Consider the following 19,312-nt stretch of genomic DNA (forward strand, 5'->3'; position numbering starts at 1 on the left):
CCGCTCGATACGCTCGGAGTTCGCCCCCGATGACGGATGTCGGCGGCGCGATCGACGAGGAGGACCCCCGATGAGCCGGTTCGCGATCGGGGAGCACGACTTCCTGCTCGACGGAGAGCCGTTCCGCGTGCTCGCGGGCGCGCTGCACTACTTCCGCGTGCACCCCGACCAGTGGCGCGACCGCATCCGCAAGGCGCGGGCCATGGGGCTGAACACGATCGAGACGTACATCGCGTGGAACGCGCACGCGCCGCGGCGCGGCGAGTTCCGCCTCGACGGGGGCCTCGACCTCGGCCGCTTCCTCGACGACGTCGCGGCCGAGGGCATGCACGCGATCGTGCGGCCGGGGCCGTACATCTGCGCCGAGTGGGACAACGGCGGCCTGCCGGCCTGGCTCTTCCGCGACGGCGCCGGGGTGCGCCGCTCCGAGCCCCGGTATCTCGACGCCGTGCGCGAGTACTACGCGCAGATCGCGCCCGTGCTCGTGCCGCGGCAGATCGACGCGGGCGGGCCGATCATCCTCATGCAGGTCGAGAACGAGTACGGCGCGTTCGGCGACGATGCGGCCTATCTGCGCGAGGTCGCCGACCTCACGTGCGCGATCGGGATCACCGTGCCGCTCACCACCGTCGACCAGCCCACCGACGAGATGCTCGCCGCGGGCGGCCTGCCCGACCTGCACCGCACCGGCTCGTTCGGCTCGCGGGCGACCGAGCGGCTCGCCACGCTGCGCCGTCACCAGCCCACGGGGCCGCTCATGTGCTCGGAGTTCTGGTGCGGATGGTTCGACAGCTGGGGCGAGCACCACCACACGACCTCGGCGGAGGACTCGGCCCGCGAGCTCGACGACCTGCTCGCGGCGGGCGCCTCGGTGAACATCTACATGTTCCACGGCGGCACGAACTTCGGATTCACGAACGGAGCGAACGACAAGGGGCGGTACATCCCCATCGTCACGAGCTACGACTACGACGCGCCGCTCGACGAGACGGGCCACCCGACCGCGAAGTACCGCGCGTTCCGCGACGTCATCGCGAAGTACGCGCCGGTCCCCGACGAGGAGCCAGCGACCGTCCGGCCCGACGCGCCCGTCTTCGACGTCGCGCTCGACCGCGCGCTCTCGCTGTGGGATGGTCTCGAGCTGCTCGGTGCGGAGACCTCGGTCGACCACCTGCCGACGATCGACGAGCTCGACCACTTCGGCGGGTTCACGCTGTACCGCGCCACGCGCCCGATCGAGGCGCCGGGCGTGCTCGCATTCGACGAGGTCCGCGATCGCGCCCAGGTCTTCCTCGACCGGAAGCCGGTCGGGGTCCTCAGCCGCGATCACGGCGAGCGGCGCATCGCGCTGCCCCACGGCGGCGTGCTCGAGCTGCTCGTCGAGGACCAGGGGCGGGTGAACTACGGCCCGCGCCTCGGCGAGCCCACGGGGCTCATCGGTCCCGCGACGCTCGACGGCGCGCCGATCGACGCGTGGGAGGCGGCACCGCTCACGTGGGAGCGCCTCGACGAGCTGGCCGACCGCGCGAGCGCACACGGATCCGCCGCGCACGCGGGCCCCGGCGTCGCGTTCGGGATGTTCGACGCGCCCGCGGGCCGCGACCTGCTGCTCGACACATCCGGATGGGGCAAGGGCGTCGTGTGGGTGAACGGGTTCTGCCTCGGCCGGTTCTGGTCGCGGGGCCCGCAGCGCACGATGTACGTGCCCGGCCCGGTCGTGCGCGAGACGGGCAACCGGATCGCCGTGCTCGAGCTGCACGCGGGCGAGGCGGTCGCGCGGTTCGTCGCGCAGCCCGACCTCGGCCACACCGAGCTCTGAGACCGCGCTACCCCGCGGACGGGGTCGGCTCGGGCGGCGTCGGCTCGGACGGGGTCGGCTCGGGCGTGGGCGACGCCGGCGCGAAGAACCCGAGCGACTCGAGAGCAGCGGACTGCGCGTCGCCGTCGTCGAGTGCCGCGAACGCCTCGGCCTCGTCGCCGCCCACGAGGCCGACGAGCACGGGCTCGCCGGTCGCGGGCGCGAGATTGAACCAGGTGCGGATGGCGCCCGTCCCGCCGACGAGGTGCCAGATCGCGGCGTCCGTCGCCCAGAACCGCTCCTCGAAGCGGAGCCACACGGTCTCGATCGCGCCCATCCCGAGCGCCGCCACGGCGCCCCGCTGAGCGGCCGACAGCTCGGGCGAGAACTCGATCCCCTGGTGCTTGAGCACGCCGAGCGGCACCGTGACGACGACCCGGTCGTACGACAGGGCCTCGCCCGTCGCGAGGCGCAGGCTCACGCCGCGGTCGTCGTGCGCGATGCGGACGACGGGCGACGAGAGCGTCACCTGGATGTCGTCGAGCGGCCCCTCGACGAGGCCGGCGAGGTCGCCCGCCGCCGCGCGCAGCGTGTCGGCGGGCAGCGGCGGCGGGAACCAGCACGACGCATCAGGCGCACTCGCGCCCGTCGTCGCCGCGAGCCAGGCGAGCGACGCGGCGAGCGCCGGATCGTCGAGGTCGGCGCCCGTCACGAGCAGTGCGGCCTCGAGCGGCACGTCCGCGGCGCCCGCGCTGCCGCGTTCGACCGCCTCGCGCACCGCGTCGAACGCGACCGTCGCCGTCTCGCCCTGCTCCGACCATCCGGTGGCCGTGTCGAGGTCGATGTCGGGGATCCCGAGCAGCCGCAGGCGCCCGAGGAACGCCTCGTCGTCGTCTCCGAAGGTCCACGCGCCGAGCTGGGCCGGGATCGGCCACGGGTCGTCGGGCACCGAGTGGAGGCGCCCGCCCACGCGGTCGCGCGCCTCGAACACCGTGACGTCGTGACCGGCGTCGGCGAGCGCGCGCGCCGCGACCGCGCCGGCGATGCCCGCTCCCACGACCGCGAGGCGCTCCCCCGGGCCGGCGACCGCGAGCACCTCGTCGGCCGCCCGGGAGCCCGAGCGGTGCGCGCCCATGACCGTCGCCGGCTGCTCGGCGTCGGTCGCCTCGCCCGCGAAGAACACCCGGTCGCCGACCGGCTGCGCGAGCGCCTCCCGGTGCTGCGGCGTCGCGCCGACCGCGATGAAGCTGCGCGCTCCGCGGGCGTACGGGTCGGCCGACCACGTGCTGCGCAGCCAGGCGGAGGGCACCGGCACGCCGTTCGACGGCGTCGGGATCGGGGCCGGCGTCGACGGCGCAGGCGTCGACGGCCCCGGCTGCGGATCGCCCGTGCACGACGCGAGAAGCATCGCGACGGCGCCCGTGCCGGCGCCGACGAGCAGGGTGCGGCGCGTGATCCTCATCGTGTCGCCAGACTACCCGCCGGCGTCGGGTTCGATCCGGTACCGGAACGTCCCCCGGTACGCGTACACGCGGCCCACGACGGGCGCGTCGACCGTCAGCTCCACGCGCTGGCGGCCGACCGCGTCGTCCCAGCTCTCCCGGAGGCGCACGACGGGCGCCGCGCGACGCGGGAGGCGCACCCGCAGGCGCCCCCAGCGCAGCCCGACCGACCGGCTCACGAGCACGAGCGCCCCGTCGTCCACCCGCACGTCGAACACGGCCGCGAGCGTCGGGGGCTCCCCGAGCCGATCGACGACGCGTCCTGTCTCGGCGAGCGCGACGGCGTCGACCATCGTCCAGTCGCCGCCCGGGAGCCGCAGCTCCCTGCGGGCGAGCGCGCGGCCATCCGCCGTCCGGTTGACGATCCGGAACGGCACGTCGCGCGCCCAGCCGGCCCACACGACGCCGCGCGCCTCGAGCACGCGCAGCAGGGGATGCAGCCAGCGGCGCGGCGTGCCCACCGTGTCGAACACGCCCTCCCCGACGCCCACGCTCCCCTCGGGGATCGTCGAGAAGTACCGCCGCAGGGTCGGATGGAGCTCGTCGATCCGCGCCCCGAGCGCCCGCGCGTACGGCGATCCGGTCACGCCGCGAGCCTACGCGTCGTCGGAGAGGACCTCGTTCGCGATCCGGAACGCCGTGTTCGCGGCGGGCACGCCCGAGTAGATCGCGGACTGCAGGATGACCTCGCGGATCTCGTCGACCGTGAGGCCGTTGCGGAGGGCAGCGCGCAGGTGCATCGCGAGCTCCTCGTGATGCCCGTGCGCGATGAGCGAGCTGAGCACGGCGACCGAGCGCGACCGGCGATCGAGGCCGGGGCGCGACCAGATGTCCCCCCACGCGTAGCGGGTGATGAGGTCCTGGAAGTCCGCGCTCAACGGCGTCTGATGCGCCGTCGCGCGATCGACGTGCGCGTCGGAGAGCACCGCTCGGCGCACCGCCATCCCCTGGTCGTAGCGCTCCTCGTCGGTGAGCCCCTGGCCGTCGGGTCGGGTCATCGTGCGATCCCCTCGAAGTGGCGGATGAGCTGCTCGGCGACCGCCGCCGGCTGCTCGGCGGGCGCGAGGTGGCTCGCGTCGGGGATCACGACGGAGCGGCCGTCCTGCACCCCCTGCGCGATCGCCTCGGCGTGGGCGGGCGGCGACACGGGATCGTGCGCGCCCGCGACCGCGAGCACGGGCACCGCGATCTCGCCGAGGCGATCGGCGACGTCGTACTGCGCGAGGGCCTCGCAGCACAGCGCGTAGCTCTCGTCGTCGGCGTCGCTCAGCGCGTGGAGCAGCCGCCCGCTGAGCACCGGCACGCGGGCGATCGAGCCCGGCGCGAACCACCGCTCGGCCGAGCCGCTCACGAGCACGGGCGTGCCCTGCGCGCGCACCTGCGCTGCACGGTCATGCCACGCCTGCGGCTCGCCGAAGCGCGGCGACGCGCACACGATCGCGGCGCGGGAGACGAGGCCCGGGTGCCGCAGCAGGAGCTCGAGCCCCGTCGCGCCGCCCAGCGAGACGCCCGCATAGAGGAAGGGCTCGCCGACCGCCTCGGCCACCGCGTCGGCGAGGTCGCCGACCGTGAAGGGCTCCGCGACCGGCTTCGCGGCGCCGTGCCCCGGGAGGTCCCACAGGGCGACACGGAAGCGCGCGGCGAGGAGCGGGGCGACGCTCTCCCAGAGGATGGTCGAGGTGCCGAGCGAGGGCCCGAGCACGACGAGCGGGGCGTCGGCGGGGCCGACGGGGGTGGTGAGGGCGATCATGCGCTCTCCTCCTCGGTCAGGGGCGGGTGGTCGGCGGCATCCTCGGTCGCGCGGTCGACGGAGGCCCCCGCGAGCCCCGTGTACCGCGCGGGGTCGAGGAGGTCGTCGACGTCGACGCCGTCGACGCCCGCCTCGGCGAGGGCCGTCGCGACGAGCGCACGCAGGTCGCCGCCCGCTCCCGCGGCCGAGACGATGTCCTTCACGCGATCGCGCCCGAGCACGGGGCCCAGCGCGACGGACAGGCGCTCGGCGACGATGAGCCCTCCGGTCGCGGCGAGGTTCCGCTCCACGGCGTCGCGGTTGACGCGGAGACCCGAGACGAGGTCGACCGCGTGCGCCGAGGCGCCGAGGGCGAGCCGCAGGAGCTCGCGCAGCGTCGGCCACTCGGCATGCCATGCGCCGTCGGGGCGCTCGTCGACGGCGAGGCCGGCCGCCGAGTGCAGCGTCGCGGCGAGGTGCGGGGCGCGGATGGCGGCGGAGCGGATGAGCACCGACCGCGCGGGATTCTGCTTCTGCGGCATGGCGGACGAGCCGCCGCCCGTGCCCTCGGCGAGCTCGCCGATCTCGGTGCGCGACAGCGTCGCCACGTCGGCGGCGATGAGGCCGAGCGCGTCGAGCGCCTGCGCGAACGCGTCTCCGGCCTCGGTCACGGGCCAGCGGGTGACGTGCCAGACGCCGTCGGGAGCCGCGAGGCCGAGCGCCGTCGCGAAGGCGGCCGGCAGCTCGCTCGCGCGGGCGCGCCCCGCGACCTCGACGAACGAGGCGAGCGTGCCGCCTGCTCCGCCCAGCTGCGCGGGGAACTCCAGCGCGGCCAGCCGCGCTCGCGCCCGGCGGACGGCCCGCAGCCAGTTCGCGGCGCGGAGGCCGACGGTCGTGGGCACCGCGTGCTGCGTGAGCGTGCGCGCGGCGGCCGGCACGTCGCGGTACTCCTGCGCGAAGTGCTCGAGCGACCCGACGACCGCGTCGAGCGAGGCGAGCACGTGCGCCGCGGCGTCCTTCGCGACGAGCATGAGCGCCGTGTCGAGGATGTCCTGGCTCGTCGCGCCCCGGTGGATCCACGGCTTGACGTGCGGCCCCGCGAAGATCCGCAGCTCGTTCGCGAGCGGGATCACCGGGTTCCCGCCGGCGACCGCGGCCAGCGCGAGCGCGTGCACGTCGGCCACGCCGAGAGCGTCGGCCTCGGCGCGCACGGCGTCGACGTCCTTCACCGCCCCGACCGCGATGTAGGCCTCGATGAGCGCGCGCTCGGCGAGCACGAGAGCCGACAGCACCGCGGCGTCCGACACCCGATCCTCGCGCCCGGCGGTCACCGGCGAGAGGAGACCGGCGTCGAAGCGGTCGGGGTCAGTATGCAATGAAGACGGTCTCCTCATCCCCCTGCAGCCGGATGTCGTGGTGCAGGTAGCCATCGGACGTGCGTGTCGCGATGAGCGTAGCGCGCTCGCCCTCGTCGAGGGAGGCGAGGAGCGGGTCCTGCGCGAGGCGCTCGGGTTCCTCCGGCAGGTAGATGCGCGTGTGCAGCTTGTTGGGAAGCCCGCGCGCCCACAGCACCACCGCGAAGAACGGCGCCTTGCCCTCGATGGGGCCGGGGTTGCGCGTCCAGAACTCGTAGTGGCCCTCGTCATCCGTGAACGAGCGGCCGTAGCCCGTGAACGAATGCCCGTCGCGGCGGAGCGTTCCGCGCGCACGCGGCACCGTGCCATCCGTGTCGGCGCCGAAGATCTCGACGACGGCGTCGGGGATCGGGTGCCCGTTGCCGTCGCGCACGGTGCCGCCGAGCACGATCGCGCCGGGGCTGTGCGGGAAGGCGACCTGCGCCATCCCGTCGAACTCGAGACCGAACTTGAAGAACGGTCCGACGGTCTGGCCGGCGGTGGGGGCGAGCGTCTTCTCGCCGAGGTCGCTGCGGGTCATCAGTGCTCGTCTCCCTCGGGCTCGAACCACGTCGCGTCGGGGCCGTCGACGACGATGTCCCAGCGGTAGCCCATCGAGAACTCGGGCACCGTGAGGTCGTGGTCGTAGGTCGCGATGAGCCGTTCGCGGTCCTTCTGGTCGCGGATCGTGTTGTAGATCGGGTCGAGCGCGAACAGCGGGTCGCTCGGGAAGTACATCTGCGTCACGAGGCGCTGCGTGAAGCCGCGGCCGAAGACGGAGAAGTGGATGTGCGCAGGGCGCCACGCGTTGACGTGGTTCTTCCACGGGTACGGGCCCGGCTTGATCGTCGTGAAGGAGTACTCGCCGTTGGCGTTGGTGATCGTGCGGCCGGCGCCCGTGAAGTTCGGGTCGAGCGGAGCGGGGTGCTGGTCGCGCTGGTGGATGTAGCGGCCAGCGGCGTTGGCCTGCCACAGCTCGATGAGCTGGTTCGCGATCGGACGCCCCCAGCCGTCGAGCAGACGGCCGCTCACGGTCATCCGCTCGCCCTGCGGCTCGCCCGCGTGCTGCAGCGTCAGGTCGGACTCGATCGCCGCGACATCCCGCTCGCCGTAGGCGGGCGACCACAGCTCGATCGTCTCGGGGTCGACGAGCTTCGGGTTCTTCGTCGGGTGACGCAGGATGCTCGACCGGTACGGGGGGAAGTCGTAGAGCGTGCTGGGCACGTTCTCCCCCGCGGCCACGCGCGCGGCGGCGTCGGCGTGGATCTGCCGGATCTCCTCGGTGATCTCGGCCTGGCTGACCTGATCGGGCGAGGCGAGCAGCGACTCGGGGGCCGCCGCGGTCTGCTCTGGCGTCATGGTGTCTCCTTCGACGAGCTGCCGGTCCAGTGTGGCGCGACCGCCGCGCCGGCGGGCGGGATTCTCCCGGTGAGTGGGAGGAGCGGCCGGGAGGGGCGGCGGCGAAGGGGGCGAGCAGCGGCGAGGGGCGGCGAAGGGCGGCGTTCGCGGGACACAGCGCAGGAGTTCCGGGCGCGACGCGGATGGCGGGCCGCGTGATTCCGGGGAGGGGCGGCCGCGAAGGCGCGGGAAGTCCTGAGTCGTGTCCCGGGCGGATGGCCGGAGCGAGCTCGTCAGCTCGCGTCGCGGAGCTCGCGCGTCAGGGCGGCGGCCGTCTGCCGCACGAGAGCCGCGAGGCGCCGCTCATCCGCCGTGTCGATGTGCGCGACGACGCCGATCGCCGTGGGCGGGAGCCCGCGCACATGCCCGAGCATCGCGGCGATCGAGATGTTGCCGAGGGTCATCTCCTCGCGCGCGACCGCGTAGCCGCGGGCCTTGGTGGCGGCGAGGTCGGCGCGCACGGCCTCCTCGGTCGCGAGGGAGTGCACGGTCTCGCGCTCGAGCGGCGCCCGGAAGAACTGCCGCAGCCACTCCTCCCCCTGCTGCGCGAGCATGGCCTTGCCGACGCCGACGGTGTGGAGCGGGTGGCGCCCGCCCATGCGCGACAGGGTCGGGATGGATCCGTGGCCCGTGACGCGTCCGACGTAGAGCGCGGATGCGCGTTCGGGCGTCGGCGCGTCGAGCACCGCGAGGTGGACGTTCTCGCCGGTCGCCTCGTAGAGCCGCTGCATGTGCGGCAGCGCGGTCTCGCGCAGCCGGAGGGACAGCGGCGAGAGCTCGCCCAGCTCCCACAGCCGCGGTCCGACGATGTAGCGCCGCCCCGGAGCGCGGGCGAGCAGGCCGTGATCGACGAGCTGGGCGAGGATGCGGTGGAGCGTCGACGACGACAGCCCCGTCTGCTCCGACAGTCGCGTCGCGCTGAGATCGGGCTCGTCGGCCGTGAAGCACGCGAGGATCCGCATCGCCCGCGTGAGGACCCCTTCGCCCTCACCCTCCACTCCCATGTCTCGATTGTCGCGCCTCCGGGCCATCCGAACCCGCACGACGCGAGACATGGAGACCTGGCCGGATGGCCTCCCGGCGTCCCCCGAATCGGATCCGTGCGACAGGAGTCGCCCCCTGCGCACGACTCGCGCACACGCGCCCCAGCCATCCGATTCCGGTCACGCACGAAGCGAGACATGCCCGGGCGGCGGGCGACAATGGCCCCATGGCGAACTCCCCGTCGGGCGACTCGGTCACCGAGCGGATTGTGCGCGTGCTCGAGACGTTCACGACCGACCGCACGGTGCAGACGACGGCCGAGATCGGCCGACGCGCCGGCCTGCCGTCGTCGACGGCGCATCGGATGGTCGCCGACCTCGTCGCGTCGGGGCTGCTGGAGCGGGATGGCGAGCGCCGCATCCGCCTCGGCCTGCGCCTGTGGGAGCTCGCCGAGCGCGGTTCCCTCGCCCTGCGGCTGCGACAGGTCGCCCTGCCGTTCATGGAGCGCGTGCAGAGCCGGATCCGCGAGCACACCCAGCTCGCAGTGCTCGAGCGGGGCGAGGCGCTCTTCCTCGAGCGCCTGTCGTCGCCGACGTCGGGCGCCAACATCACGCGCGTCGCCGGGCGGCTGCCCCTGCACGCATCGTCGTCGGGTCTCATCCTCCTCGCCTTCGCACCCGAGGAGGAGCGCGAGCGGGTGCTCGCCGAACCGCTCGCCGCGGTCTCACCGGAGACCGTCGTCGACCCCGTCGAGCTGCGGCGCCGCCTCGGCGCCATCCGACGCGACGGATTCGTCGTCGCGGAGGGCTCGATCGAGTCGGTGTCGACGGGCGTCGCCGTTCCGGTGCGGGATGGCCGGGGCCCGGTGATCGCGGCCCTGTCGGTCGTCCTGCCGCGGGAGGCGCCGACCGCCGGCGCGGTCGAGGAGCTCCGTGCGGCAGCGGCGGGGATCTCCGCTTCGCTCGGCGCGTCCCGGCGCTGACACCGCGTCCGACGCGATTCCCGTTGAACGGGAACAATCGCGCAGCCAGCCCGTCCCGCCCGCGAGACTCGTGCCATCCCGACCACGTCGAAGGAGACGGACATGACCGAGCGCACGCGCGTCGCCATCATCGGAGCCGGCCCGGCGGGCCTCCTCCTCTCGCACCTGCTGGGCCGTCAGGGGATCGAGTCGATCGTCATCGACCAGCGCTCGCGCGAGCAGATCGAGACGACCATCCGCGCCGGCATCCTCGAGCAGGGCACGGTAGAGATCCTCAGCGAGACCGGAGCATCCGACCGCGTGCACACCGTCGGGCGGCGCCACGAGGGCATCGAGCTCGCGTTCGCCGGCGAGCACCATCGCATCGACTTCGCCGCGACCGCGGGCAGGGCCGTGTGGCTCTACCCCCAGCACGAGGCGCTCAAGGACCTCATCGCGGCGCGACTCGCCGCCGGCCAGGACCTCCGCTTCGAGGTCACGGCAGAGCGCGTCGAGGACGCCGAGTCGGATCGGCCCCGCCTCATCGCGCGCGACGCGTCCGGCGCGCCGGTCGAGATCGAGGCTGATTGGATCGTCGGCGCGGATGGCTCGCGCTCGGTCGCGCGGTCATCGGTCAGCGGGCAGCGGGCGGGGTACTTCCGCGAGTACCCGTTCGCGTGGTTCGGCATCCTCTGCGAGGCGCCGCCGAGCGCCGAGGAGCTCATCTACTCCAACTCGGCCGAGGGCTTCGCGCTCATCAGCCAGCGCAGCCCCGACGTGCAGCGGATGTACTTCCAGTGCGACCCAGAGGCCGACCCGGATACGCTGACCGAGGCCGAGCTGTGGGAGACGCTGCAGGCGCGCGTTCCCGGCACGACGCTCAAGGAAGGTCGCATCTTCCAGCGCGACATCCTGCGGTTCCGCAGCTTCGTGGCCCACGAGCTGCGCCGCGGCCGCGTCGTGCTCGTCGGCGACGCGGCGCACACGGTCCCGCCGACGGGCGCCAAGGGGATGAACCTCGCCGTCGCCGACGTCGTGCTCCTCAGCGAGGCGCTGCGCAGCGCGCTGGCCGACGGCGACGACGCACTCGTCGACGCCTATCCCGAGACCGCGCTCCAGCGGATCTGGAAGGCGCAGCACTTCTCCTGGTGGATGACGAGCATGCTGCACCTGCAGCCGGAGGCGAGCGACTTCGACCGCCGGCGCCAGCTCGGGGAGCTCCGCACGGTCGTCGAGTCGGAGGCCGGGCGCACCTACCTCGCCGAGGCGTACACCGGATGGCCGATGCCCGGCATCGAGGCGGTGCTCGGCCGTTAGGCACCCCGGGAGGGACGCGCGACCGCCGGTGCGTGCGGCGTGCGGCGGCGCGGGCGTGCGTGTCTCACCCGCTGCGGGATTCCAGTCCGCTAACCCGCCAAAACCGAGACACGACCACTCAAGCCCCTGCCAACCAGCCCGCGCCCGCCGCCGGAGAAAGACCGAAAGACCGGGAGCAGGAGAAAAGACCGAGAGCAGGACGATCGGGCGAAGATCGTCCTGCTCTCGGCGGATTGTCCTGCTCCCGGAGCGGGACAATCCACCGCCCCCGGTCGGAAGCAGCTCAGCCAGCCGCCGGCACCGCCCGCGCCGCGCGCACGGCATCCGCGTACACCGCGGCACTGGGCTTGGGCGTGCGCGCGAACGTGTCGCGGTCGACCGACACGAGGCCGAGCTTGGGGCCGTAGCCGAAGATCCACTCGAAGTTGTCCATGAGCGTCCAATGGCAGTAGCCGAGCACGGGCGTGCCCGCCGCGATCTCGTCGCCGAGGGCCTCGAGCGCCGCCGGGATGAACGCCGCGCGCTGTGCGTCGTCGTCGGTCTGGATGCCGTGCTCGGTCACGAGCGCGGGCACTCCCGACACCTCGTGCGCGTAGCGGACGGCGCCCGCGAGCGACGCCGGCTCGATGACCGTGCCCATGCCGTTGCGCGGCCCGTCGGGGACGACCTCTCCCGAGGCGTCGTGATAGGTCCGCTCGTAGTTCTGCACTCCGATGAAGTCGTCGTCGCGGGCGACCTCGAGCCAGTGGTCGTAGACCGCCGCACGGCGCGCGTCGCGACGCGCCTCACCGCCGGGCAGCGCGACCTCGTCGGAGATCGCGATCGAGACGCCGACGGGGAGGTCCGCGCGCCGGGCCTGGACGGCGGCCTTCGCGGCGCGGTGCGCGACGGTGAACGCCTCCTGGAAGTCGGCCTGCGCCTCGGCCGGCAGCACGTTCGACGCGAAGTAGCGCTCGGCGCCGGCCGCCCGCGCGGCCGCGGCGAGCATGTCGCGCTTGAGCTGCTCGGCGACGGGAGGCAGCTTGCCGCCCGCCTGCAGCAGCTGCTCGAGGTTCGGCTCGTTGAGCGTCACGACCGCCTCGAGGCGGTCCCCGAGGCGCGCCATGACGCGGTCGGCCTGCTCGGCGAACAGAGCCGCGGCGTCGGCGGCGAGCCAGGACCCCGCGGCCGAGAACCAGTGCGGCGACGCGAAGTGGTTGAGGGTCACGAGGGGCGCGAGGCCGCGCCCGAGCGCGGCGTCCACGACCCGCTCGTAGTGGTCGAGCTCCTTCTGCGACACGACGCCGCGCTCGGGCTCGATGCGCGCCCATTCGACCGAGAAGCGGAAGGCGCTGAGCCCGAGGCCCGCGACGAGGTCGAGGTCGCTCTCGAAGAGGTCGTATGCGCGGCAGGCCTCACCCGAGCGCTCCCGGAACAGCGTCGGCGTCGTGTTCTCGAGGAACCAGATGTCGCTGTGGACGTTGCCGCCCTCGTTCTGGTGGCCGGCCGTCGCGACGCCCCAGAGGAAGCCGTCGGGGAAGGAGGTCATGTCGTCACTGCTTTCTTCGGGATTCGATCGAGGAGGGATGGCCGCCCGCGCGGGGCGGCCATCCGAGGTCAGCGCGCTCCGCGCACGAAGAGGATCACGAGGCCGCCGATCACCGCGGCGATCGCGCCGGCGATGAAGAGCGCGGCGAAGTTCGGGCCGGCGGGCCCCGCGCCGATCGCGAGGAGGGCGGGCGCCGCCGCGGCGACGATCGTCACGGGCAGGTTGTCGGCGATCTTGAGGATGCCGAGGTCCTTCGCGGGGTTGTCGGGGTCGGGGAGCACCTGCGTCGCGAGCACGAGCTCGACCGCGAAGTACACGCCCTGGCCGAGGCCGACGACCGTGCACGCCACGAGGTAGAAGCCGAAGTCGGGCGCGAGCGAGGCGAGCACGAGGCCGACGGCGAGGATGACCGCGGCGACGAGGATGAAGGGCTTGCGGACGCCGAGGCGGTCGCTGAGCTTGCCGACGAGGGGAGCGACGAGCATCGTGATGCCGAGGTTCACGACGACGGTGAGCAGGATGGCCGTGCCGAGTCCTGCAGGCTCCATGTGCAGCTTCTGCAGCAGGTAGATCGCCTGGTACCCGTTCAGCGCGGCGACGCCCGAGAACACGAGCATGCGGCTCGTGAAGACCCACGTGAACGCGGAGTGCTTGAGCGGGTTCACCCAGAACACGCGCAGCGCGGCCCGCAGGTCGAAGGGCGGCTGCGGGAACTCCCACCTCGGGTCGCGGACGACGACCGCGAGCACGAGCATCCCGATGACGGCGAGAGCGGTCGGGATGCCCACGAGCGGGAGGAGCTGCTGCCCGAACGGCACCGCCACGGCCATCCCGAAGAGCGCGCCGATCGGCGTGCTCATGCTCACGAGCGCCGTGGCGACGCCGCGCTGGTCGGCGGGCAACTGGTCGGTGAGGAGCGCCATGACCGTGACGTTGGCCGCGACGAACCCGGTCGTGATGAGGAGGTGCGCCGCGACGAACACGGGCACGTTCGGCGCCGTCACGAGCAGGATGGCCCCGAGCACGAACGCGATCGCCCCCACGACGAGGTACGGGCGGCGCCGGCCGAAGCGCGACCGCGTGCGGTCGCTCAGCGTGCCGACGATGGGCAGCGCGAACAGCGTGAGGATGCCCGCGACGGCGCTCGAGATCGAGATCGTCGTCGTCGCGGTCGCGGCGTCGATCTCCGTCGCCTTGAGCGTGAGGGTGAGGAGCGCCGCCGACATCTGGGCGGCGGCCGCGCCCACCATCGCGAGGACGAGGAAGAACGTGAAGCCGCGGGGGCGCTTCACGCTCTGGCGGAACGCCTCGGTCGGGGTGAGCTCGCGCAGGGTGTCGGTCGTGATCGCGGGGGTCGCGCCGAACGGCGTGGCCGCGGGGGCGTCTTCGGGGATGGTCATGGTGGCTTCCTTGCCGATGGGGGCCGTCGGGTCGGCCGTCTCTTCGTCGATGGGGTCCCGTCGCCGGGATGCGGGAGACGCTAACACGAAAAGTTAAAGGGTTCAATGTTTTTGCGCGGATCCTGGTACGGTGCTGACATGGCAGGGCCCCGAGGCGAGTACCGGAAGAGCGCGGAACGGCGCGCGCAGATCCTCGACGCCGCGTTCGCGGTGTTCGCGAAGAACGGGTACACCGCGAGCTCGGTGAACGAGATCGCGCGCGCCGTGGGCATCACCCAGACGGGCGTCCTCCACCACTTCGCAGGCGGCAAGATCGCCCTCCTGCGCGCCGTTCTCGAGCAGCGCGACGCGCGCGCCGAGGGCGTCCTCGAGGCGCGGCGCGGCCGCGACTTCCTCCTCGGCCTCGTCGAGATCTCTCGCGCGCAGGCCGCCCAGCGCGGTGTCGTGCAGCTCTACCGCAACCTCTCGGCCGAGGCGGTCGACCCGGACCATCCCGCGCACGAGTACTTCCACGCCCGCCTCGAGCGCATCGCCGACGCCGTCACCCGCGCGTTCGCCGAGGTGCGCGACGACGGAGGGCTCCGCGACGGCGTCGACCCGCGCACCGCCGCGCTGCGCACGATCGCGATGACGGAGGGCCTCGAGCTCCTCTGGCTGAACGGCTTCGACGTCGACATGGCCGACGACATCCGAGACTTCATCGACGGCTATCTCGTCGATCCCCTCTGACCCGACCACGACCATCCGCGGACGCCGTCGTCCGCCATCCGTCAGGAGCCCCATGAGCATCGCCGCCCGCCCTGTGACCGTCGAGCACCACCGCGAGCCGATCGGCATCGGCGAGACGCGCCCGCGCCTGTCGTGGATCGTCGACGCCGACCAGCCCGGATGGGCGCAGCGCGCCTACGAGATCGAGATCGTCTCCGACGCGGGCGCGTTCACGACCGGACGCGTCGAGTCGGTCGATCAGGTGCTTGTGCCCTGGCCTGCCGAGGCGCTCGGCAGCCGGGCGCGCCGCTCGGTGCGGGTGCGCGTGTGGGGCGCCGAGGGCGACGCGTCGGACTGGAGCGCGCCGACCGTCCTCGAGACGGGATTGCTCGACTCCGCACTGTGGGAGGCGCGGATGGTCGCTCCCGCGCTGCCCGAGACGGGCGACGGCGGCGAGCCGGCCGCGCTGCTGCGCGGCGAGGCCGAGCTCCGCGGCGGGATCGTGCGCGCCCGCGTCCGCGCCACGGCGCGCGGCGTGATGACGCTGCGCATCAACGGCCGCCCGGTCGGCGACGACGTGCTCCATCCCGGATGGACGAGCTACGCGCGGCGGCTGCGCTATCGCACGTGGGATGTCACCGAGCTCGTGCACGAGGGACGCAACGCCCTCGGAGTGCACCTCGCGGACGGCTGGTACCGCGGGTACCTCGGGTTCGGCGGACTCCGCGACCTCTACGGAGACCGGACGGCCGCGCTCGTGCAGCTCGAGGTCGAGCACGCCGACGGTTCCCTCACGGTGGTCGGGAGCGATGAGACCTGGCGCTCGGCCCTCGGGCCCGTGACGCGCGCCGACCTGTACATGGGCGAGACCTACGATGCGCGGCGCGCCATCGCCGGATGGGACGAGCCCGGCTTCGACGACGCCGCGTGGGATGCCGTGTCGACGGTCGCGTTCGACCCCGCGACCCTCGTCGCGCCCGACGGTCCGGCCGTCCGCCGCACCGAGACCATCCGCCCTGTCGAGGTGCGCACCTCGCCGACCGGCCGGACGATCCTCGACTTCGGGCAGAACCTCGTCGGCCGCCTCCGCGTGCGCGTCCCGGCCGACGCAGGCGAGATCGTGCTGCGGCACGCCGAGGTGCTCGAGCACGGCGAGCTCGGCACCCGACCGCTGCGGCGCGCCCGCGCGACCGATGTGATCCTCGGCGATGGCGCCGCGTTCACGTGGGAGCCCGCTTTCACGTTCCACGGCTTCCGGTACGCGGAGGTGAGCGGATGGCCCGGCGACGTCGATCCGTCGGCGTTCGAGGCCGTCGTGCTGCACACCGACATGCGCCGCGTCGGCACCTTCTCGTGCTCGGATCCGCTGCTCGACCGTCTGCACGAGAACGTCGTGTGGGGCATGCGCGGCAACTTCCTCGACGTGCCGACCGACTGCCCGCAGCGCGACGAGCGCCTCGGCTGGACGGGTGACCTGATGGCCTTTGCGCCGACCGCCGCGTACCTCTACGACACGTCGGGGATGCTCACGGGATGGCTCGCCGACCTCGCGGCCGACCAGCACGACGACGGCAACGTGCCGGTGTACATCCCGTGGGCCGACGTCGACCCGAACATGCCGCCGCTCGGGGCCGAGGCCGGCTGGGGCGACGCCGCGACGGTCGTGCCGTGGACGCTCTACGAGCGCTACGGCGACGTCGAGATCCTCCGCCGCCAGTGGGGTTCGATGACCGGATGGGTCGAGGCGCTCGCCGCGCGAGCGGGCGACGCCCTCGACTTCTCCAGTGGAGGGTTCTCGTTCGGCGACTGGCTCGACGCGGCGGCGCCCGACGACCAGCCGTGGGCTGCGCGCCTGCCGTGGCAGGCGGTCGCGACCGCGTACCTCGCGCTGTCGGCGCGCATCCTCCGCGACGCCGCCGCCGTCCTCGATCGCCCCGAGGACGAGGCGCGCTACGCGGATCTCTTCGCCCGCACGGCGGCGCGCTACCGCGACGAGTACGTCACCTCGACCGGACGCGCGGCGTTCCCGTCGCAGACCGCGTACGCCCTGGCCATCCGCTTCGGCCTCCTGCTCCCCGAGCAGGAGGAGCACGCGGGAGAGCTCATGGCCGCCCAGGTCGCCGCCGACGGGTTCGCGATCGGCTCGGGCTTCCTCGGCACGCCGCACGTGCTGGACGCGCTCGCCGACACCGGTCACGCCGCGACGGCGTGGCGGCTCCTCCTGCAGACGGAGTGCCCGTCGTGGCTCTACGCCGTGACGATGGGGGCGACCACCGTCTGGGAGCGCTGGAACTCGATGCTCCCCGACGGCTCGATCAACCCGGGCGAGATGACGTCGTTCAACCACTACGCGTTCGGAGCTGTGGCCGACTTCCTCCACCGACGAGTCGGCGGACTCGCTCCGGCAGCGCCTGGCTACCGCCGGATCCGGGTCGCGCCGCTTCCGACTCCCGAGCTCACGTGGGCGCGCACCGCCCACGAGACGCCCTACGGTCGCGCGGAGGCGTCCTGGACTCTCGAGGACGACGCCTTCGCCCTCGAGGTCGTCGTCCCGCCGTCGACCGAAGCCGAGATCGTCCTGCCCGACGGGTCAGAGCCGACGATCGTCGGCTCGGGGACGCACCTGTTCGCGTGCGCGTTCACCGCCGGTGAGGCGGCCGCGGTGGCCGCGTCGTTCACGGGCTAGCGGCGGCCCGGCGTCCGGCGGCCGGAGCGTCCTACTTCGCGGAGCGCCTCGCGCGGGCGCCCCGCCGCGCGGAGAACCGCACGATGAGCGCGAGCGCCAGGGCGGAGGCGGCCATCGCCGACCAGCCGATCGCCGAGACGGCGGCGAGCGACGCCGCCATGCCGACGCCCGCGGCGAGCATGCCGAGGGCGAAGAGGAGCCCGAGCGCGCCCGCGCCCCGACGGAGTGCGCGGCCGATGAGCCAGCCTGCGACGAGGATGGGCCCGGCGACCGAGATCGCCGCGACGCCGATCGCCGTCGGCATGATCCACGCCTGGCCGGTGAGGCTCGCGTAGATGAGGGCGCCCGCGCTCGCGCCGAGACCCGCCGCGAGCCAGATGCCGAGCCACAGGGCGGCGCGCCGCGGCGGTGCGATCCGCTTCGGGCGGGCGGGTGCCGTCGCGCGCGCGGCGCGGGCCTCAGTCGGACGGGTCTCCTCGAGTGCGATGCGGGTGCGCATGACTCGAGGAGACCATCCGAACCTCAGACGACGCTCAACGCGCCGCGGCCTGGCGCTCCGCCGCGAGCGCGCGGATGAGCGCGTGCTGGCGGCGCAGCTGATCCGAGGCGCGGTACGGGTGCTTGTGGCCCTCGTACTCGCTCGACAGCCAGCCCGTGTAGCCCGATTCGAGGACGACGTCGATGATCTCGGCCCACGGGATGTGGTGGTCGACGAGGTCGTCGTCGATCTCGTGGAACTTCGCCTGGAAGTACACCGTGTACGGCATGACGTCGCGCAGATCGGAGACCGGCACCACGGGCACGACGGGGAACGCGGGCACGCCGCCCGTGCCGAGCTGCGACGTGATGCCGGGCTCCTCGCGGCGGAACATGCTCTTCTGGAACACGCCCGTGTCGATGAGCAGTCCGAAGTTCTCGGTGCCGGTGCGCTCGATGAACGCGATGTACTCATCGACCACGGGCGACTTGATGACGGACGGCCAGTGGATCTCGGGGCAGATCGTGATGCCGAGGTCGTGCGCGAGGTCGAGGTTGCGCTCGACGGCCTGGTCCCAGATCGGATCGACCTGGAGGTCGCTCGTCACGACGCCGATCTTGGGACGCACGAACGAGAATCCGAGCGTCGCGGCGAGACGCAGGTCGAGCGCGAGCTGCTCGGCGCCCTCCTCGACGGTCATGCCGCGCCCCGGGAACCGACGCGTGTCGAGCCACGATCCGTACAGTGTCGGCGTGAGCCCGAGCTCGGCGTTGCGGGCGTGCCACGCGTCGATGAAGGCCGTGGATGGCTCGGGGTAGCTCTCGACATGGCCCTCGCCGAGGATCTCGATGCCGGTCGCGCCGAGATCGGCGATGTCGCGCGCGCAGTCGTCGAGGTCCATGACGACGCCGAAGTCGCCGGTGTAGCTGTAGACCGAGACGCCCAGCTGGAACGGGATGGCGCTCATCGGACGATCACCGCCTTCCGGGTCGCGGTCCAGGCCTGCGGCTGGAGTTCTTCGGGGATGTACGACATGCGCATGCGCAGGGTGAACGAGACGTCGTGGACGCCCGGCGCGAGGCCGCCGTCCTTCGCCACCGTCAGCACCGCCGCGTGCTCGAGCGGCCAGCGGACATCCGTCGACTCCCGCAGCTGCGCGAACGAGTACTCGCCGCTCGGGAGGCCCCACGTGATGTCGGAGGCGCCGAATTCCTCGCCGTCGACGACGAGCGTGGGCTCCTCGAGCAGGTTCGCCCAGACGCCGCGGTAGTAGGGGCTGCGCACCCGCAGCTGGAATCCGGTCGGGCGGTCTCCGCCGACGTTGCGGAATCCCTTCGACTGGATGAGGGGTTTCTCGAGCATCCTCGCTCCTCTCGCGCCCCGTCGTGGGGCTCACTTATGTCGAGAATAGTCATAAGATCGCAGGAAG

The 19,312-nt window shown here is 73.2% G+C and carries 18 protein-coding genes; 5 read left to right on the plus strand and 13 right to left on the minus strand.

Annotation, left to right across the window (positions count from 1 at the left end; translation table 11 throughout):
- Positions 1–70 precede the first annotated feature (70 nt).
- Positions 71–1,819, plus strand: coding sequence for a glycoside hydrolase family 35 protein (locus M1D46_RS00690; protein ID WP_456286266.1), 1,749 nt, complete (start codon positions 71–73; stop codon positions 1,817–1,819).
- Between the two features lie 7 nt (positions 1,820–1,826).
- On the opposite strand, the gene M1D46_RS00695 is transcribed toward M1D46_RS00690, so the two are convergent.
- From M1D46_RS00695 to M1D46_RS00730, 8 genes are all read right to left on the minus strand, one after another.
- Positions 1,827–3,260, minus strand: a complete 1,434-nt coding sequence (locus tag M1D46_RS00695; RefSeq protein WP_456286267.1) for an FAD-dependent oxidoreductase — start codon at positions 3,258–3,260, stop codon at positions 1,827–1,829.
- A gap of 12 nt (positions 3,261–3,272) precedes the next feature.
- Positions 3,273–3,887, minus strand: a complete 615-nt coding sequence (locus M1D46_RS00700; RefSeq protein ID WP_456286268.1) for a DUF4166 domain-containing protein — start codon at positions 3,885–3,887, stop codon at positions 3,273–3,275.
- A 9-nt stretch (positions 3,888–3,896) separates the two neighbouring features.
- On the minus strand, positions 3,897–4,298 hold the full coding sequence (gene pcaC, locus M1D46_RS00705) for a 4-carboxymuconolactone decarboxylase (protein ID WP_456286269.1): 402 nt from the start codon (positions 4,296–4,298) through the stop codon (positions 3,897–3,899).
- Positions 4,295–5,050 carry an alpha/beta fold hydrolase gene (locus M1D46_RS00710; protein ID WP_456286270.1) on the minus strand — a complete coding sequence of 252 codons (756 nt, stop codon included), beginning with the start codon at positions 5,048–5,050 and terminating at the stop codon, positions 4,295–4,297. Before M1D46_RS00710 ends, pcaC begins: the two co-directional genes overlap by 4 nt.
- A complete protein-coding gene (locus M1D46_RS00715) occupies positions 5,047–6,405 on the minus strand; it encodes a lyase family protein (protein WP_456286271.1) in 1,359 nt (452 codons plus the stop codon). The genes M1D46_RS00710 and M1D46_RS00715 overlap by 4 nt, the downstream gene beginning before the upstream one ends.
- The gene (gene pcaG, locus M1D46_RS00720; RefSeq protein WP_456286272.1) at positions 6,395–6,964 is read right to left on the minus strand and encodes a protocatechuate 3,4-dioxygenase subunit alpha; all 570 of its coding nucleotides are present in this window, start codon (positions 6,962–6,964) and stop codon (positions 6,395–6,397) included. Before pcaG ends, M1D46_RS00715 begins: the two co-directional genes overlap by 11 nt.
- Entirely contained in the window at positions 6,964–7,782 is an 819-nt protein-coding gene (gene pcaH / locus M1D46_RS00725; RefSeq protein WP_271172973.1) for a protocatechuate 3,4-dioxygenase subunit beta, read from the minus strand. The genes pcaG and pcaH overlap by 1 nt, the downstream gene beginning before the upstream one ends.
- 272 nt (positions 7,783–8,054) lie before the next feature.
- Positions 8,055–8,825: an IclR family transcriptional regulator gene (locus M1D46_RS00730; protein WP_456286273.1), complete on the minus strand. Its 771-nt coding sequence runs from the start codon at positions 8,823–8,825 to the stop codon at positions 8,055–8,057.
- Positions 8,826–9,031: 206 nt separating this feature from the next.
- On the opposite strand from M1D46_RS00730, the gene M1D46_RS00735 reads away from it, so the two are divergent.
- Positions 9,032–9,787, plus strand: a complete 756-nt coding sequence (locus M1D46_RS00735; protein ID WP_456284012.1) for an IclR family transcriptional regulator — start codon at positions 9,032–9,034, stop codon at positions 9,785–9,787.
- A 102-nt stretch (positions 9,788–9,889) separates the two neighbouring features.
- A complete protein-coding gene (locus M1D46_RS00740) occupies positions 9,890–11,083 on the plus strand; it encodes a 4-hydroxybenzoate 3-monooxygenase (RefSeq protein ID WP_456286274.1) in 1,194 nt (397 codons plus the stop codon).
- A gap of 283 nt (positions 11,084–11,366) precedes the next feature.
- Here the strand turns inward: M1D46_RS00740 and M1D46_RS00745 are convergent, their stop codons facing one another.
- Complete coding sequence (locus tag M1D46_RS00745) at positions 11,367–12,611, minus strand: family 1 glycosylhydrolase (RefSeq protein ID WP_456286275.1); 1,245 nt, start codon at positions 12,609–12,611, stop codon at positions 11,367–11,369.
- 68 nt (positions 12,612–12,679) lie between these two features.
- Positions 12,680–14,011, minus strand: coding sequence for an MFS transporter (locus tag M1D46_RS00750; RefSeq protein ID WP_456286276.1), 1,332 nt, complete (start codon positions 14,009–14,011; stop codon positions 12,680–12,682).
- A 138-nt stretch (positions 14,012–14,149) separates the two neighbouring features.
- On the opposite strand from M1D46_RS00750, the gene M1D46_RS00755 reads away from it, so the two are divergent.
- Entirely contained in the window at positions 14,150–14,740 is a 591-nt protein-coding gene (locus M1D46_RS00755; protein WP_271172979.1) for a TetR/AcrR family transcriptional regulator, read from the plus strand.
- 52 nt (positions 14,741–14,792) lie between these two features.
- On the plus strand, positions 14,793–17,405 hold the full coding sequence (locus tag M1D46_RS00760) for a family 78 glycoside hydrolase catalytic domain (protein ID WP_456286277.1): 2,613 nt from the start codon (positions 14,793–14,795) through the stop codon (positions 17,403–17,405).
- 31 nt (positions 17,406–17,436) lie between these two features.
- Here the strand turns inward: M1D46_RS00760 and M1D46_RS00765 are convergent, their stop codons facing one another.
- From M1D46_RS00765 to M1D46_RS00775, 3 genes are read right to left on the minus strand one after another with little or no spacing between them, the layout of a single operon-like run.
- On the minus strand, positions 17,437–17,904 hold the full coding sequence (locus M1D46_RS00765; RefSeq protein WP_456286278.1) for a hypothetical protein: 468 nt from the start codon (positions 17,902–17,904) through the stop codon (positions 17,437–17,439).
- Between the two features lie 34 nt (positions 17,905–17,938).
- The gene (locus M1D46_RS00770) at positions 17,939–18,850 is read right to left on the minus strand and encodes a sugar phosphate isomerase/epimerase family protein (RefSeq protein WP_324013687.1); all 912 of its coding nucleotides are present in this window, start codon (positions 18,848–18,850) and stop codon (positions 17,939–17,941) included.
- A complete protein-coding gene (locus M1D46_RS00775) occupies positions 18,847–19,245 on the minus strand; it encodes a C-glycoside deglycosidase beta subunit domain-containing protein (RefSeq protein WP_456286279.1) in 399 nt (132 codons plus the stop codon). The genes M1D46_RS00770 and M1D46_RS00775 overlap by 4 nt, the downstream gene beginning before the upstream one ends.
- Positions 19,246–19,312 lie beyond the last annotated feature (67 nt).

This window comes from Microbacterium sp. JZ70 (genome assembly GCF_053903225.1).